The sequence below is a fragment of the Nocardia tengchongensis genome (genome assembly GCF_054781395.1).
This window is the reverse complement of record NZ_BAAGUM010000020.1, coordinates 181,558-197,666: the sequence shown is the minus strand read 5'-3', so window position 1 is coordinate 197,666 and position 16,109 is coordinate 181,558. Positions and strand designations below refer to the sequence as shown.

The following is a 16,109-nucleotide window of genomic DNA, read 5'->3' as shown; positions in this document are numbered from 1 at the left end:
CCGTCGAGCGGGCGGCGCGGGCGAAACACGCACAGTTGCGAACAATGGCCACGCGATCCGGAGGTGATCCGAGTGGCCGATGCTTTAGCTCTGATCAGCGGGTAGCTGATAGCCGTGAGGGTCGGCGCCTGCGGCGGTCGATGTGCCGCAACGCTTCTCTCGTAGTGCGGGAGCCTGCGGGCGATGGTTGTGCTGGTTCTTCGGTGCACTGTGCTCGCGGATGTACCTGGGCGGACGGCGGAAGTCAGTATTGTGCACAGTCCGTACTCGCATGGGATCCGAATTCAACCGATTGCGCGGGGCCTGCTGCTTGCCCCTGTGTCGATACGCTTCTCGGTGCGCTCGAGGCGGGTGTGGGCCGCGTCTTGAACGACATCACACGTGTGTCGAGTGTCTGCGGATCGAGGGTGTGGGAGGTGACGCGAGCCCCGCCACCCACGTTTGCTGGCGAGATGCTGAAATCAGTCGATTTACGGCCAGTTTGACCGTTTTGGAATGCCCTGGGGACCTCTCGCGGGCCGAATTGGCCTCTATTCTGTCCATAGAGCGATCGATACCCCGTTTTGAGGTATGGACATGGGCCTGGCCAGAAAAGTTCGACAGCGTTCGATCTCACGCGGTTTGAGGCTCTGACCTGCAGCAATCACGGGCGGCAGGCGGGGGCGGCGGCGTGAGGGGCCGTTCTCAGCGGGCGAGGACTGTTGTGCCGAGCCGCTTGCCTCGACGGTCGTGCCCGGTCGACGTCCGATAGGACGTCGAAGCATTCTGCGACTACCTACACAGCCTGCTCGAAGCGCCGACCGACTGGCTTCCCGCGGCGGTCGCGGAGATCCCGGTGTCGGCCGGCCGTCACCGCCGCCGGGAATCAGTGGCCTGATCGCGGCCGGGGCGCACCGGAAGATCCGTGCTGGATGGTGCGGCTCAGTCGCCTCGGGGGCGTCGTGTGCGGTGTTGTTTCCCGTGGCGGCCTATTGGATTGGTTGAATGGCGGGACTCGATTCTCGAGAGCATGCGAGTAGTCTTGCTACGATTTCTATTATGAAAGCTAATACCTCGGTGAGCGTGGATGAGGCCGTGCTCGAACAATCCAAAGAGGCTGCTCGCGAGCTTGGGGTCACCTTCTCAGTGTTCGCCGAGGCCGCACTGCGGGACCGCGTGCTGATCACTGCCGCACGGATCGCCGCGGACTACGAACGAGCCCAGGGCCGCGACACCGCCGAGTACTTCGAGCAGGTCGAAGTCGAACGCGCGGCCATGGCCGACGCAATCCGCGCTGACAGCACAGCCTGGTGACTGCCGCCGTCCCCGCCCACGGCGAGGTCTGGCACTACCTTCCGAGCATCGCCGGACGCGAGAAGCCATCCTCGCTCGGCAGCGATCGCGTGCTGATTCTGTCCCGCACCGCTGCCAACACCATCTTGCCGACCGTGCTCGCCGTCCCGGTCGAGCTGACGCCGAAGATGCCCGGGTTGGCTGTCCCGTTTTCCGATGCCGACCCTCTTCCTGGCCTGTCCGCGGTGGTGTACCGAATCACACCCCTGTACCGGCCGTGGCTGCACGACCGCATCGGCGTCGTTAGCGAGTCCACGCTGCGGCAAGTCGTGGGCGCGCTGGTCGGCCTTGTCACCCCCGACGCCGTGTTAGGTCCCGGCCGGTAGAACCCCGAGAGAAATTCGGGCATGCGCATCTCCGACGTCGTGGCTGAGGGCCCCCGCATCTGGGCGGACGGATGTGCCCCGCGCGTCCGGTGGCCTGACGTTGTGCTGATCGAGCCGACCGCTGGACAGGCTGCCGGCTACAGGCAGCCAGTGCGGTGTGCGTGGCCGCTGCCCGCATGGGTGTCCTGCTCGATGGAGCCGGGATCGACCCGGTTGTAGGCGGGAATGCTTTCGTGGTATCCGGGAAGCCGCTGGCGGATCTTTTTCCTCGCCGCTTTCGAGGTCTCTCAAGGACGGATGTGCGTGTGCACATCATTCGGGTGCCCCAGGCCTATTCAAACGGACCGTCTGCTCGATCAGGATTGCAGATCAACATTCCTGGTGCCCTTGCGCTCTGCTTTGCGGGACCGAGAGGGACGCTTCAACCCGCGTGCGGACCTCCGCGGTTGTGACCGCTCGTCCGCCACACCGAAACGAGGAGAGATGGACTTCGCACCGAGTGAACACGCGGCCGAGCTGGCCGAGCGTGTTCGCCGCTTCGTCGACGAGGAGGTCGTGCCCGTCGCCCCAGTACCACCACGACGTCGCGGCGTTGCGTGATTCTGGGGCGATCCATGGAATGACCAGCGCCGATGTCGTTGCCCGACACCCTTCGCGCGAAGGCTCGGGCCGCGGGCGGCTGTGGAATCTGCTTCTGCCCGCCGCGCACGCTGGTGAGCCCGCATCTCGATCAATGCAGCCTGCCTGATGGTGCTTGGAGGCTCGATGCAGCTGGTGCGTCCGAACCGACCAAGCCCTGCATGGGGGATTGTGGCGGTCGGCCTATGTGCCCGAAGTCCACACTCGGGCTCGCGGCGATGCTGGGCACACTCGGACCGAATCGGCGACGGCGATGACCTCGGGTGTCTGTCTCGCGCCCGGTGCGAGTCGTACGCTCCCTCTGATAGGCAACATGAAGGGACAGTTATGGCCATCAAAGACTCCAATATCGACACCGTGCTGGGCACGCTCAGGGTGCGGGTGACAGGCAGCGGAGACGACACGATCGTCATGTGGCCGAGCCTGCTGATGGACCACTCGTTATGGGATGCCCAAGTCGCCCACTTCTCGACCAGGTACACCACCATTGCCGTCGACCCGCCCGGCCACGGTGCCAGTAGCCGGCTCACCCGCCTTTTCAGCCTCGACGAATGCGCCGACTGTGTTGTTCAGGTGCTCGATGCATGCGATGTGGCCCGGACACACTTCATCGGCAATTCCTGGGGAGCCATGGTGGGTGCAACTCTTGCTGCCCGCCACCCCGACCGGGTGCGGTGCAGTGTGCTGATGAACGGCACCGCTTCGGTGGCCTCTCGAAGCCAGCGGATCAGGTTCGACGCGCTGCTGGTGATGGCCAGAATTCTTCGCGGCATCCACCCTCCCCTGACCGGGGCAGTGGTCAAGGCATTCCTCGGGCCGACATCGATTGCGACACGCCCTGAGGTGGTTCGATACGTGATAGCGACAGCTCGGGCCAACGACATCACCTCCGTTGCCCCGGCAGTGCGAAGCGTGGTCTGCCAACGTGAGGACCAGCGCCAACTGCTGAAGTCGGTTCGTACCCCCACCCTGGTGATCGCAGGGCAGCAAGACGCGACTTTCCCACCCGCAGAGACGGCGGAGATGGCGGCGGCGATCCCTGGCGCGGAGTACGTGCTTCTCCACGATGCCGCCCATCTGGCCGCGCTCGAAGTACCCGATGTGGTCAACAGCTTGATCGACGACTTCCTTCATCGGCACTCCGTCGACGGCTGATCACTCGCCGCGGGCATTGATCGGGCGTTGCCCGCGGGCCGTGCGCCCTGGGTGCGGGCAGCGCAGCCGAAACCGACCAAACTGTCCCAGGATCGAACGCTGGCTACTGTGGTGGCCGGGAAGCGTGCTCAGCGGTGGTCTCCGTAGCAGATCGCGGGCCGGTGGCGCGAAACCTGCAGTCCAGCATTGGATATGTGTCGCACGAAGCGATCTACCGCACCCTGTTCATCCGGGCCCGCGGCGAACTGCGCCACGAACTGACCCGCGCTACCTGCGCAGCCGGTGCGCCATGGGTGGAGCGCGAGTTACGTGCCGGCCTGACGGGCGCGGCGAGTGTCGGGGCGTGCTCAACACTCCCGACCGCGCCGCCGAGGCCATCGACCGAGTGGTGCCCGGATACGTGGAGGCAGGCCTGCTCTTTCTGAGGTGTTGCGAAGACCGCCTGAACCCGCAGGCAGTTGCGGACGGTGCAACCGAGGCCACGGCCCGAGATCTCGGGTCGTTGATCTTCGAGTCCTCGCGCCTGGCCGATTCGCTCAGCACGCCATGCGGTAAAAGTAGTGCTTTGGCATTCGCGGGCCGGCGAGCGGGTTGAACGCCCTGGCTCGCCACATCTCACCCAGTCTGCTGGGTACCTGTCACAGCGCGGCATGTGGTGATGATGAGTTCGTCGAGCCGTGCGGGTAGCGTTTCGCGGCCGAGCAGATGTCGCCGTACCGCACCGTAGGGGACATCGACGACCGCGAATAGCACACTCGTGTCATCGATTCCGCGGTTGCGCTCGAGGAAGGCTCGCAGCGCATCGATCAGGCGTGTGTTCACCTCGGCTCGTGCGCTGGCCAGCTCGTCGGGCCAGCGAGGTACCAGATCCTCCGGTCGGTGCAGCACCAGAAGCGTTGCATCAATGGGATTTTCGCGGCACCAGCGCGGGGTGTGCAGGGCGGCCTGCTCGAGATCGTCGGCTGCCAACGCCGTCAGCAGGCCCTCCTGGAACCGCTCGACCGTTCGCAGCCACAACGCGGCCAGCAGCAGATCCCGCGACGCGAACCGGTGATACACCGAGCCCACCGGTCCCTCGAGCCGCGCGGCGATCGACGCGATGGTGATCGAGGCCGCGCCGCCCTCAGCGGCCAGCGCCCCCGCCGCGTCGAGGATCCGGTCTCGGGTGAACTTCGCGGGTCTTCCCATCACATCTCCTCGTGGTTATAGTTCCTTCATTCTAGAATATCGATTCTAAAAAGGAGTGTCGATGTCCGACTCCACCGATGTGGTCAAGGCGTTCTACTGTGCGGCGCAACAGCACGACGCCGCCGCGATCCTTGCCGTGCTCCATCCCGACTTCGAGGCTCACGTCGCGCCGGGCATGCCGTGCGCGGCCGGAGGCAGCTTTCAGGGTCCGCAGCAGGCGCTGACCCGGATCTGGGGTGCGGTCTTCCGAGACTTCGACACCGCGCCCTACGACGAGGTGTGGCACGAATCCGGCACCGCAACCATCGTGGTCACCGGCCACTACCGCGGCACTGCGCGGGCGACCGGCCGCCGCTACGAAGCCGAGTTCGCTCATTTGTGGCGTGTGACCGACGGCCGCATCCGTTGGCTGCACCAATACACTGACACCGCCCGCTGGCACGAAGCACTCACCGGCGCATGACAACTCACTCACCCGGTCCAGCCCGGGCATGGGGCATCCCGGCTCATGCCGGTCTCGGGCAGATGGGGACAGGTGACTCCACCGGGTAAGACGAGGATCGTCTACTGCAAGGACGAGAACAAACGCACTCGTGACTACGAGCACACGTCGTTCATGTTCCTGGGTACGAATTCCGGGAGCGGAGCGCGCGGAACAAGTTCGGGGAGATGTTCAGTTCGTTCGTGCCCGAAATCAGCCGGGACGCGGAGAAACGTATCAACTGGGAGGTCCGCGGCTGGCGTCTGCTCCCGGCACTCGGACTGGACTTTGGGTGTCGTTTGCCACCGTCGTGGGACCACCACGGTGCCAGTCGTGGGACCACCGACGGCAGTACAGAAGTGGAACAAGTTATCGCACTGCCGAGTGGCGAACACATCGTCCCCCAACGACCGATATGCGGCTACGAGGGTGCATTCGGTCAGCCTCGGTGTGGGCGGTCCGCACAGCGCTGCCAGCGGCATCGAGATACGTTTGTGCGTCCAGTCCGGACGTGGGTTGATCGCGCCTCGACGATGGGCCATCTATCCTCCGTCGGCATATACGTCTATTTACCGAGGTCCTCGATGAGATCCAGGGCTGGGTACAGAACCGCGCGCAGTGGGCGGAGTCTCGACAGCGCCACGACGCGTTCGACGAGTGGGGCGACTCGGCGGATCAGTAGTCGGGTGCGTTCCTGGTCGGGGCTGCGGTCGTGGACCCAGAACAGGACGATGCCCATGTGGGCCAGCCACAACAGATTCGGCAGCTCGGCCATCAGCCGCTTGTCACCCTTGACGTCATGGCCGATGACCAGGTTGCGCATGATGGCGATGGATGATTCTCGGGCGGGGCGGCTTTCGTCGCTGAACGGACTGAGCGGGCTGGTGGGCTCGGCGGCGCTGGCGAAGAACTTGCCGCCGAACTCGTGATAGGGGGCGGCCACGTCGACGAAGGCCAGTTCCATCGTCTGCCATCGGGCGGCGAGCGAGTCACCGCGGACGGTCTGCTCGACCCGCTGTTCGTGCAGGGTCTGGATCAGCTGGTAGAAGCCCTGAACCAGGTGTTCCTTGGAAGCGAAGTAGTAGTAGGCGTTGCCGACGCTGACACCGGCTTCGCCCGCGATCGCGCGCATGGTGGTCTTCGTGTAGCCGTTCTGCTCGAACAGACGCAGGGCGGCGTCGATGATCTGCTGGCGAGTTTCCTCACCGCGCGCGGTCGCGGGCTCGGGGCGGGTCATGAGGCTCAGGCTAGTGCGGCCGTGGCGACCGGAACGGGAGGGACCGGGTCCTGCTTCTCCTGGTGCCTGCTGCGTCGGATCTTGTTCAGGGCGATCAGGTTTGCGAAGTGCATGCCGCCGAGCACCAGCAGCACCATGCCGAGTTTCGAGGCCAGTTCCTCGATCGCGGCGCGCCCGTCGACGACCGGTCCGCTGATGCGCAAGGCCAGCGCCACGAAGCCCGCGTTGACGAGCCAGAACCCGATGACCAGCAGATGATTCACGACTTCGGCGAGATCGCTGTCTCCGTTCATGACATCCACCAGAAACCGTGCGCCGGTGCGGTGCAGGGTGCGTGCCACCCAGAATGTGAGCGCCAAGCTGACGGTCACGTAGGTCGCGTATGTGGCAACAACGAGGTCCATTGTCCCAGCTCCTTCGTTATTTGAACGTGTTCAACTCTGAGGGTAAGCAGAATGCTGAACACGTTCAAGTATGAGAGTTGCGACCGCCGCGCATGGCTGTGGAGTGCGCCGGCTTCGAGGTGACCCGCATGGCCGAACTGCTCGGTGTTTCGACCTCGGGCATAACCGGTTTCTGCAGGTCCGCAGCTTAACCCGAAGTTTCGGTGCGGGTGTAGCGCCGGCGGGATCTGGAAGTGAAAATCCTTGCCCACGATCGCTCTTGGGGTGGCACCTACGGTTCGCCGCGCATCACGGCGGATCTGCTCGCCCAGGGCGAGCGAGTATCGAAGAACACCGTCGCGGTGATCATGGCCGATCTGGGTATCGAAGGCATCAGTCCGCGCTCGTTCAGGACCACTACGGTTGTCGATGTGGCGGTGTCGTTCCCACCGGATCTGGTCGGACGTCGCTTCGATCAGGGTGGCCCGGACCTCGTGTGGTTGTCGGATATCGCCTATCTGAGCTGTGGTGAGGGGAACATGTTCCTCTGTGTGATCCGTGACGATCATTCCGGCCGAGTGCTCGGCTGGGCGATCGCCGATCACATGCGCGCCGAACTCTTGTCCACGCGGTGGATCGGGCCGTGTTCGTGCGCGGCGGACGCTGCACCGCCACCATCCTGTACAGCGTCCGCGCCAATACACGGCCACGATCACCGCCGAGGCATGTGCTCGGCATGGTTTGTTCCGGTCGATGGGCGCGACCGGGATCTGCTGGGACAACGCCAGTGTGGAATCGCTGTGGTCGACGTTCAAACACGAGTGCTACTACCGGAACACCTACGCCACGAGGGCTGAACTCGCTCCTGCAGTTGAGAATTGGATAGGCTTCTACAGCCATCGGCGGCGGCATTTGGCCAACGGGATGCGCTCACCCATCGACTATGAGCAGTCCCTCAATGCCGCCCCGAAGCAAGCTAGCTTTTCGGGTGTTTCTCAGTTGGGTGACTTCCAGTCCGGATTGCGACCGAACCAGCCGGCGAGGCGGTCGTAGGCTGGGGCATCCGGGGTGACGGCGACCTCGAGTCCGAAAGCTTTGTCCGTACCGCGAGATTCGGAACGTAGCATCCGCTGTGACCAGGTCAGGCTGTGCTCGGCGAGTTCCGGGTCCAAGGTGGTGCGTTGGTCGGTGGCGCGGGTGAGATCCCAAGCGTGCATGGCCATTTCGGCGATCTGCTGGTCCAACCGGCCACGCAGAGGAGCTTCGCCGTCGCCGGCGGGAACCAGGCGGTCGGGGTCGGCACTGCACCATATCTCCAGCAATGCGGAGGCACCGGTGCGGAACTGCGCCGCCCAATCGCTGTGGAGCTCTTCGGCCGGTGCCTGCCAGTCCGCTATCTCGCCACGGGCCGCCACCGCGAAGTTTCGGAGACTCTGGCCGACGATGTGCCGAACCAGGGCGTGGACGTCCCAGCCTTCGCAAGGGGTTGGTAGCCCCGATTGCTCGGCCTCGATCGTCGAAATTACCTCGGCCATCTGTGTCAACGCCCGCTCCAGACGCTCAACGGTCGTGTCATAGTCATTCACGGGTGCCGATTCTCCTCAGCTGATCGCCCCAGTCTTGGAAAAACCCGTCACGCCGGGAGCGGATGACCCAAATATCCCAGTGCCTCGCTGAGTAGGTCCGGGGACACGGAGCAGGGCAATCCCACGACTGCGCCCTGGGCCTACTCAGCGACTTGCTGAGCGGTTTGCTCAATCACTCAACAGGATTCGCGTGCGGAGCAGGTCCGGTTTGGCTGGTGGCGGTGAATGAGGTTGCGCCGTTTCAGTGGGTCATCATCGCCGCTGGCGAGCTGATAGGAGATATCTGGATGCATTCACACGATGGGAGGCTGAGACCGATGAGCCGTTCGAAGGATGATGCGGCCGCGCTGCACACAGCGCTGGTCGACGCCTACGGGCCTGACTTCGACATCGACAGCTTCACGCCGGATCCCGACGCCCCGCCGGTGGATGTGTCCCGACTGGAGAATCCGACCGACCTGATGATGCGACGGGATGTGACGTTGGCATTGCCGTGGCTGGTGCTGCAGCGGCTAGAGGCTCGCGCCGGCCAGGCCGGCGTCACTGTCGACGAGCTCGTCAAGGAGTGGGTGGTTGTGGAGGCCTCTGCCGAGGATTCGGTGCCGCGTGACGACATCTTGCACATGCTCGCTCAGCGTCAGCGCCGGGCTTGAGCATTCGCGCATCCTTCGCGGGCCTGGTCTGATGCCGGGCCCGCGACGTGTCTCCGGGGACCAGATCGGTCTGGTCTGGTTCCGTGTCCGGCAATCTATCTCGCCGACGGTAGGTTGGCGGCCGTTCGACTGTTGTGGCATCGCCCTCAGCTCGCCGATGTCGGCTTCACCCGCGAGAAGCCTTGCCGTGGTTCCGATCTCTTCTCTGAAACATGCCAGCCGACTCGCGGTCAGGGGTTGGCGGCTCGAGCCCATTCGGCGATTGCGTTCGCGCGCTTGAGGTCGACGGCCGCGACGTTGAGGGTGCCATCAGCGCGTAGGACGACGGTGTCGGCGGCTGCGAATCTGCTCACGATGTCGATGGCGCTGTGTGCGCGGTCCTCACGTGCGCATCCCAGCTTTCGGCGAGCTCTTCGAGACTTGATGGGGTTCGAGCCTCGACGAACTCGGTGCTGATGGTGATCGATCGCCGCACCCTTTCGTATTCGTCGGTCGGGCCGCCCGTGATTGCCTGGGTGGGGGCATGAAGGACCGTGGGTTTGGAGCGCAGCCACCGAGAACGCCGAATGTGCAGACTAAACGCCTATTTCTGGGAGGCAACATGAGAATGGTAGTGCCGCAACGACATCGAATGTCAGCTGACTTCGCCTGGCGAAAGCCAGTTACGGACCCCGGCCCGGCGACAACTGCGTCGGGATTGCCCCGTGACCGCGTTGAGAAGTCGTGGTAGCGACTATGAGCGAGGGTTCGCTTCAGCTATGTCTCGACGGGGTCTTCCGTCGACGGCCCGCGAGGCTATAGCCGTGTGCCAACGCGGCAACGACGCCCAGGACCACGAGGATTCCTCCGATCCCGAGCAGGGACGTCGGGGTTGGTGGTGCGATATGGACGGGACCGACCGGACCACTGGGAGACCGACAGCTCACCGAGTAGAAGCCCGACTCTGGGACAGAGAACTTTCCGATGGTCGTCATCTCGGTGCGCTTCCACATCTTCTGAGCAGGAGCCGTGAACATGCGTTCGATTCCGCTGTTTCCGGACATGGGTGCGATCGCGCACGTGATCTGATCACCCTTCTCCACATTTGCCCTGATCGAGTACGGTGTGCCACCTTCCAGCATCTGCGCCTGGCCGTTGCCTCCGGTCAGATGCTGATCAGTCCATACCGTGGCGGCGAGCATCACTACGATCCAGATGCTCGCGCCCAGCAGGGCGGTGGGGATCAGCACACTCCACGTCCTTCGGGTTGCGTAGGAACGCAATACTTTTGCGCGAACGATCGCGAGCTCCTCTTGGATCGATGTCGTGTGGAGTTTTGGTCGCCGCGCCATCCGGCCGGCGTTCCTGCTGGGTCGGTCCGATCGAAGAACGCACCTAGCGGCAAAGCCCGCGGAGGCAACACTCCGGCATAACCTGCGGACTAGGTGAAGATTCCGGTCGGATTGCCGATCCGATGATGTTGTTTCGCAGGGCGTTTCGGCTGGTCGAAGTCGTATCCCACCCAACGGTTCCGGTTGGTCCAGCCGACCAGGTCATAGCGCCATCGGAACGGGTGCAAGCGGGCGACGGTGTCGAAAAGGACGGCCCCCAGGGCGGTGTAGTCGTCGTGCGCGGACAGCAGTGCCCGCTGTCCGCGCGGCGACGCGTTGAAGAAGGAATCGAACATCGCGATCGATTGGTCGGTGGTGAGTCGTCCCAGACCCCACAGCCCGCGCATCCGCATCCAGTAGACCATTCGGGCTTGCCAAGGCCACAACGCGGCGACCGGATCCCGCTCCTCACACACCGCGGCGACGGCAGTATCGACCAGCGCCAGTGAGTCGGCCACGCTGTAGCTGGTCGTCGGGTGCATCATGCCGCCGCGTGAACCGAACGGAATCACCGCGGCCGCACCGCTCTTCGGCGGCGGCTGATCCAGTGAGTAGTGCGGCGCCTCGGTCGGCTCCTCGCCGGTAACCCGGACGCCATGAGCGGCAAGCCGATTCAGCAGACGCTTGCGCAATTCACGCTGAGGCATGCCACCACGCAGTCCGAGGCTCGTTTCCTCGAAGACCACCGTCCCATCGCCCACCGGGCACCGCATACAGGAACGAGGGCGGCTCCTGCGGTCCGGTTCCGTTGCTCGCACGCCAGTCCAGCAGCAGTCCTTCACCGTCACCGACCATAGGTACTGCGGCTTGGGCTGGCACGAAAATGCCGTGGGCGCTGACTGCACGACGTTGTTTGACCGGCGGAAGTCCGCGGGTATCGAAGACCATTGCGGCACCGACGATCGTGCCGTCTGCGAGCTCCACTTCGTGTGCATCCACTCGGACGGCGCGGCCGGTCAGCACTGTCGCGTCATCGAGTGGCAGCGCATCACGCAGTCCCTGATTGGACAGTACACAGTAGGGTCGCTCGATTCGGTGTTCGCGGCTGGTCCACGCGGTCATGGCCTCGAGGCGGGCCGCAATCACACTGGACGGCAGCCACTCCGGCAGTTCATCGACCCAGCAGGTGTAGGTCGGCGACCACAATCGCTGCGGCCGCGCATCGATCGCTGTGACAAACAAGCCGGCCCGCATCGCGCGATGGGCCAGCGCACGACCCGTCGGCCCCAGCCCGACAATACAAACATCGATCTCCAAACCCACTGGCGCACAGTACGCAGCGGCCGACCCGGTACCCACTGCTGGGAATTCCCCGACCAGTCAGCCATGCAATGGCTGCGGCAGGGTGCTGTGTTCCGCAAGCCGAACGCCCACCGGAACACCGGGGCTCGATGGTTCCGGCCCTGGTCACCGCCGTTCCGATAAGGCGTTCGGCGAACTGTTCCGGTGACCCGCACCGGGTTCACCGTCGGCCACGTGCAGTACTACGCCGACGTGCTGCGACCACTGATCGCGCACCGCGAACACCTGAGCCGGTTCGTGCTACGGCGCGATCCCCGCGACATCTCCCGGGTCTGGGCGCTGCACCCCGAAACCGGTGACTACCTGGAGATTCCGTATCGCACCTGGACGCGCCCGGCGATCAGCGTGTGGGAGCACAGCGCCGCGGTGGTGCGGTTGCGTGAGCAGGGTCGCGCCGAAATCGACGAGAACGCCCTGTTCTCGATGGTCGAGCAGATGCGCGCCATCACCGATACCGCGACCGCGACCAGCCGCAAAGTCCGCCGGAACACGGAAGCGATGCGTGCAACCCGCGTGCAGCTGACTCCGGAACAGCGCGAGGCGCGCTGGCGCGAAGCGGAGAAGCTGGGCATCAAGATCCGCCGCCGCAGCACCACCGCGACCGCCAGCAAGGACAGCAAGTAGCCCACCGACATGGCGTTGCACACGGGCCCGGCTTGGCCGGGCTCGCAGTGTGTTTGTAGCGTGCCCGGCCGGATCCGGGGGCGGCTTGCCCGCTTGGCATCCGGGACCGGGCGCAGCCCGGTTCGTGAACTAAAACATCGGCCGGATCTCCTTCCACGCCTGTTCGAGATTCTCCATACTGGTCGGCGGGCTGATGATGACCACGAAGGCCGGTGCCGTGCGCCCCACCGGGAGAACTGGCGTGCTACGGGGCATCGACCGGCAGCGCTGAGGCCACCGATTCGCCGGACTTCCACCGGTTGGTGCTCCCCATTGTCCAGCAGGTGTCGGTGTTCTGTGCGAGTGTGGGATCGCGGATTCCGTTGGTGGAGTGAGTATTCGGGCGAGTCGGTAGGAGGGCGCCGCTGTGTGGGAGATCGACCAACTGAGCGAAGACCAGCTCCACGAGGTCTTCAGTGTGAATCGTCGGGAGCTGCGCGCACCGGGGTTCCCCGAGCCCGAGCCCGACAGCGACGGAGTACGACGGTGGCCGGCGGACCGCGTATGGCAGTGGCTGGCCGCGGCGCGTCCGCAGGCCGCGGCGGTGGTGCCGTTGCGGTACTGGCCCCGTGGGGAGGCGGTCTATCAAGGAGCGCGCGAGATCAAAGACGGTGTGGCACAGGACTGGTCGGTGGACGAGGTGGTGCTGCGAGTGGCGTGGTCGACCGTGGAGGCATTCGCCTCCGGCGGGGTGGCCGCGGCCGCCCTCGAACTCTCCCCTGCGGTGTCGCGGGTCATCAAGGTACGCCACGATTTCGGGCTCCGCGGGCCGTCCCTGTGGGTGCATGAGGAGTCCGGCCACAGGATCGAGGGCGACAAGACGGTCTGGCCCGAACTCGCGCTGGTCTTGGGTGGCCGGGCACCGTACTGGCCCTACCGGCTGCGGGATCTCGCCGCGATGCAAGCCTGGCGGCCCGGCGACCCACCGGCTGTGGTGTCCGCGCAGATCGAAGCACCCGATCCCGTACCCCTGCTGCGGCTGGCGACCACTATTCCCACTAGCGACACCGCCCACGCCGTGCTGGTCACACTCGCGCAGCACTCCCAGCACCGGACCAACACCGGTGTCGCCCACACCATCGAGATGATCACCGACGATCCGAACATGTCGCCGTGGGTCGAGCTGGCCGCGACGAACCTGCCGGTGCCCGAGCCCGACGACCTCGATGAGGTCGTCCTGCGCGATGGCTGGCTGACCATCGCCGCCCGCACCGACACCCTCGGCCACCAGGTCATGGCCGAGGTCCTCAAATCCGGGGACAACGCCGGACTGCCCTACACCGCCGCAGAGTACGTCGACCCCAGCACCGGGCTCGGCAGGCAATGGGCCTCCCGGCTGCGACCGACCCGCCCATACGCGGGCTTCGAAATTCTCTACGGACACCTCGATCCCGCCGCGAAAGACACGATCACCGACCATCTGACCGATCCGGCCACCGACGCGCCCGCGGTCCGCTTGACCTCGGGGAAACTCCTCGCCGCTGTGCCGCACCGACTCCCGACTACGAGCCCCCTGGTGGCGGTGACCCTCGATACACCGATCTGGGTCCGCCTCGCCGATGGCACCGTGCACCTGGCTCCCCGGCGCGACTACCCCGGGATCAGCTGGGGCTACGCGGGTGCGGGCACCAACACCCTGGCCCTGCTCATCGCGCGGTTGCTCGACGACATCACCGCCCCCGCCGCCGACGGGTTCCACGGCGGCGGGCCCGGACTCGAGAAACTGCTGCAAAACGCGGGCGACGGCACCACCTTCACCCGCGCCGAACTCGAAGCGGCCCGCGGCGGCCAGGTGTAGAAGCTGCCGGGTACCGGGGGCGTGGTGGGAATTCCGTTGTGCGGCACCGTACCCGGATGCCGATTCCGCCGATGGGCGATCACGCGGGCCGCCAGAATCGTCGGTGGGGCCAGGTAACGTGGCCGGCCACGGACAACCGCTGGGCATCCACACCACAGGGGGAACTCACATGTCCAAAGGCAATCGCAATCGCGCCAAACGCGCGGCGGCGGCCCAAGCGGCACGACCGCAACCCGGAACCCCGGCCCTGGCCGTACCCGGTTCCTCGGTGCGGATCCGCCACGCTGCCGACGTCGAGGAGCTCGCGCAGTTCGAGAGGTGGGCGAGCATGGCGGATGCGGGCGGCCCGGTCACCGCGCGCAGGCTCATCGAGGCGCACAACCAGGGGTTCCTGGCCACCTCGCTCGACTTCAGGACCTGCGGTGCCGCCGACGAGCGCGCCTACCGGGCCGGCCAGCTTGAGGCCATGAACTGGGCGCACACCTTCGCGCTGGTCGCAGTAGACGACAGCGGCCCGATCGGTGGTCTGCTGGCCGGTCCCTCGGAGTACTTCCTGTCGAGGATGCCCCCGCAGGCGGGGCCGGAACCGATCATGAAGGGGATTCTGCGGACCTCGAAACTACACTTCGTGTCCGTCGACGACGCGCACCGCCGCAGTGGCGCCGGATCCGCCCTGGTCGCGGCTGCACTCAGCATCGTGAAGGGTTCGCAGGCCGATGTGTTCTATGGGCAGTACGAGGCCGACGACCACGGCCTCGAGCGCTTCTACCGCAAGGCTGGATTCACCGTCCACCCCACCGGAACCGGGCTGGACTTCTCGTCGATCTTCGGCTTCAACTACGGGCCTGCACCCATGCCCACCGAACGCTTCTTCACCAAGAAGTTCTACTGACCGCAGATACCATTGGTCCAGTTGACGATTCGGGGAAGATCATGGTCGATTGACACCGAACTGCTGAACCTCGCCGCCCGACTACGCGAATCGCACACCCTTGCCCAATTCCGCGACATCCGCGCCGGTGTCGAGGCAGTCGCCGAGCTGGTGGCGGCCCTGGAATCCGAGCAGGTGGCCTACGAGGTCATCCGGCGGCTCTATCTCTATCTGGATGTAACCAGCGCGGAATAGGAGACAGTGCCCGCGCCGTGTCGGTCGTCCAGGATCGCCTCGACCCGGCGGCGTAGCCGCTCCCGGGTGCCGGTCGAGCGTTTTCCTCCACCCCCGCACTGTCCACCCGCGCGCCCTCCACGCCACGCTAACCACCCCGCAGTTGGCGAGGTGGTCGACGATGCCGTGTCCTCGTCCTCGTCGGGCCGCGACGGATGCCCGTGAACGGTGTGGCGCCTAGCTGGCCTTCGTGGGCGGGCGACGGAGCAATCCGTCATGTCGACCTGAGACGCAATCACTTTCGACCTCGCACCGACACCGCCCACCTGCTGCCGCGACTGATCGCCGGCCGTGAACACGGACCACTGTTCCTGTCCACGTACCGGCCCGGACCGCATCGCCACGCCACCACCGATTCCGCGACATCTGCCCCGATACCGGTCACATCCGCCTCGGTTACGACCGCGCCCGCGTCCTGCTCGCCCACTACGGCGACGGCCTGCGTCTGCATCAACTGCGCCACAGCTCGGCCACCCACCTCGGCGAAGCCAACGTCTCGGCCAACGTCATCATGGCCAAAACCGGCCACAAGAGCCTGCGATCGGTCCAGCGCTACGTCAAACCCGGCCTGGCTGCAGTCCACCAGGCCACCGGAGCATTGTCCGCGCCCCGCCGCAGAGGGTGAGCCCGACGGGGAATCCCGCCGGAGGACGTTCGTCGGCCCTTGCCAGATGACGTAAAGGCCTAGCTCAGCGCACCCCGAAGATCGCCCAGTCACTGACATCTGGTGGGAAGAACTACTGACATTCGTGGGAAAATTGCAGGTCAAAGCGCTGACATTCCGGCGGGAACTGCGATTCGCCAGTGTGATGTCAGTACTCATTCGTCACG

General features: G+C 65.2%; 19 protein-coding genes and 1 pseudogene. 12 read left to right on the top strand and 8 right to left on the bottom strand.

Going from position 1 to position 16,109, the window contains the following annotated elements; translation table 11 throughout:
• Positions 1-1,038: 1,038 nt before the first annotated feature.
• The 3 genes from ACYVKL_RS38020 (at position 1,039) to ACYVKL_RS38010 (ending at position 3,452) form a co-directional block, all read left to right on the top strand.
• Entirely contained in the window at positions 1,039-1,293 is a 255-nt protein-coding gene (locus ACYVKL_RS38020) for a hypothetical protein (RefSeq protein ID WP_379172189.1), read from the top strand.
• On the top strand, positions 1,290-1,658 hold the full coding sequence (locus tag ACYVKL_RS38015; RefSeq protein ID WP_379172187.1) for a hypothetical protein: 369 nt from the start codon (positions 1,290-1,292) through the stop codon (positions 1,656-1,658). Before ACYVKL_RS38020 ends, ACYVKL_RS38015 begins: the two co-directional genes overlap by 4 nt.
• A 966-nt stretch (positions 1,659-2,624) precedes the next feature.
• Positions 2,625-3,452, top strand: a complete 828-nt coding sequence (locus tag ACYVKL_RS38010) for an alpha/beta fold hydrolase (RefSeq protein WP_379172185.1) — start codon at positions 2,625-2,627, stop codon at positions 3,450-3,452.
• 615 nt (positions 3,453-4,067) lie between these two features.
• On the opposite strand, the gene ACYVKL_RS38005 is transcribed toward ACYVKL_RS38010, so the two are convergent.
• Entirely contained in the window at positions 4,068-4,640 is a 573-nt protein-coding gene (locus ACYVKL_RS38005) for a TetR/AcrR family transcriptional regulator (RefSeq protein ID WP_379172183.1), read from the bottom strand.
• Positions 4,641-4,701: 61 nt separating this feature from the next.
• Between ACYVKL_RS38005 and ACYVKL_RS38000 the strand changes: the two genes are divergently transcribed.
• Positions 4,702-5,103 (top strand): nuclear transport factor 2 family protein, encoded by a 402-nt coding sequence (locus ACYVKL_RS38000; RefSeq protein WP_379172181.1) that lies wholly within the window; start codon positions 4,702-4,704, stop codon positions 5,101-5,103.
• 583 nt (positions 5,104-5,686) lie between these two features.
• Here the strand turns inward: ACYVKL_RS38000 and ACYVKL_RS37995 are convergent.
• Positions 5,687-6,358 (bottom strand): TetR/AcrR family transcriptional regulator, encoded by a 672-nt coding sequence (locus ACYVKL_RS37995; protein WP_213556977.1) that lies wholly within the window; start codon positions 6,356-6,358, stop codon positions 5,687-5,689.
• Between the two features lie 5 nt (positions 6,359-6,363).
• On the bottom strand, positions 6,364-6,762 hold the full coding sequence (locus tag ACYVKL_RS37990; protein ID WP_213556978.1) for a hypothetical protein: 399 nt from the start codon (positions 6,760-6,762) through the stop codon (positions 6,364-6,366).
• Between the two features lie 233 nt (positions 6,763-6,995).
• Here ACYVKL_RS37990 and ACYVKL_RS37985 point away from each other — a divergent pair, with 233 nt between their 5' ends.
• Together ACYVKL_RS37985 and ACYVKL_RS37980 are read left to right on the top strand one after the other, a co-directional pair.
• The gene (locus tag ACYVKL_RS37985; protein WP_379172179.1) at positions 6,996-7,598 is read left to right on the top strand and encodes an IS3 family transposase; all 603 of its coding nucleotides are present in this window, start codon (positions 6,996-6,998) and stop codon (positions 7,596-7,598) included.
• Positions 7,495-7,794, top strand: coding sequence for an integrase core domain-containing protein (locus tag ACYVKL_RS37980; RefSeq protein WP_379172177.1), 300 nt, complete (start codon positions 7,495-7,497; stop codon positions 7,792-7,794). Before ACYVKL_RS37985 ends, ACYVKL_RS37980 begins: the two co-directional genes overlap by 104 nt.
• Here the strand turns inward: ACYVKL_RS37980 and ACYVKL_RS37975 are convergent.
• Entirely contained in the window at positions 7,737-8,327 is a 591-nt protein-coding gene (locus tag ACYVKL_RS37975; protein WP_379172175.1) for a TIGR03086 family metal-binding protein, read from the bottom strand. The two genes, ACYVKL_RS37980 and ACYVKL_RS37975, sit on opposite strands and share 58 nt — an antisense overlap.
• A 317-nt stretch (positions 8,328-8,644) precedes the next feature.
• Here ACYVKL_RS37975 and ACYVKL_RS37970 point away from each other — a divergent pair, with 317 nt between their 5' ends.
• On the top strand, positions 8,645-8,980 hold the full coding sequence (locus ACYVKL_RS37970) for a hypothetical protein (protein WP_379172173.1): 336 nt from the start codon (positions 8,645-8,647) through the stop codon (positions 8,978-8,980).
• A gap of 230 nt (positions 8,981-9,210) precedes the next feature.
• Here ACYVKL_RS37970 and ACYVKL_RS37965 read toward each other — a convergent pair whose 3' ends face one another.
• From ACYVKL_RS37965 to ACYVKL_RS37950, 4 genes are all read right to left on the bottom strand, one after another.
• Positions 9,211-9,333 carry a hypothetical protein gene (locus ACYVKL_RS37965; protein WP_379172172.1) on the bottom strand — a complete coding sequence of 41 codons (123 nt, stop codon included), beginning with the start codon at positions 9,331-9,333 and terminating at the stop codon, positions 9,211-9,213.
• Between the two features lie 399 nt (positions 9,334-9,732).
• Entirely contained in the window at positions 9,733-10,209 is a 477-nt protein-coding gene (locus ACYVKL_RS37960; protein WP_379172169.1) for a hypothetical protein, read from the bottom strand.
• Positions 10,210-10,400: 191 nt separating this feature from the next.
• The gene (locus ACYVKL_RS37955; protein WP_379172167.1) at positions 10,401-10,997 is read right to left on the bottom strand and encodes a lycopene cyclase family protein; all 597 of its coding nucleotides are present in this window, start codon (positions 10,995-10,997) and stop codon (positions 10,401-10,403) included.
• A complete protein-coding gene (locus ACYVKL_RS37950) occupies positions 10,984-11,613 on the bottom strand; it encodes a lycopene cyclase family protein (protein WP_379172165.1) in 630 nt (209 codons plus the stop codon). Before ACYVKL_RS37950 ends, ACYVKL_RS37955 begins: the two co-directional genes overlap by 14 nt.
• Before the next feature lie 180 nt (positions 11,614-11,793).
• Here ACYVKL_RS37950 and ACYVKL_RS37945 point away from each other — a divergent pair.
• From ACYVKL_RS37945 to ACYVKL_RS37925, 5 genes and pseudogenes are all read left to right on the top strand, one after another.
• A pseudogene (locus ACYVKL_RS37945) lies at positions 11,794-12,276 on the top strand (Mu transposase C-terminal domain-containing protein); the annotation flags it as partial.
• Positions 12,277-12,682: 406 nt separating this feature from the next.
• Positions 12,683-14,113, top strand: coding sequence for a hypothetical protein (locus ACYVKL_RS37940; RefSeq protein ID WP_379172162.1), 1,431 nt, complete (start codon positions 12,683-12,685; stop codon positions 14,111-14,113).
• Positions 14,114-14,282: 169 nt separating this feature from the next.
• Positions 14,283-15,005, top strand: a complete 723-nt coding sequence (locus ACYVKL_RS37935) for a GNAT family N-acetyltransferase (protein ID WP_379172161.1) — start codon at positions 14,283-14,285, stop codon at positions 15,003-15,005.
• Between the two features lie 21 nt (positions 15,006-15,026).
• Entirely contained in the window at positions 15,027-15,239 is a 213-nt protein-coding gene (locus ACYVKL_RS37930) for a hypothetical protein (protein ID WP_379172159.1), read from the top strand.
• Positions 15,240-15,642: 403 nt separating this feature from the next.
• Positions 15,643-15,903 carry a tyrosine-type recombinase/integrase gene (locus ACYVKL_RS37925; RefSeq protein ID WP_379172651.1) on the top strand — a complete coding sequence of 87 codons (261 nt, stop codon included), beginning with the start codon at positions 15,643-15,645 and terminating at the stop codon, positions 15,901-15,903.
• The last annotated feature ends 206 nt before the right edge of the window (positions 15,904-16,109 follow it).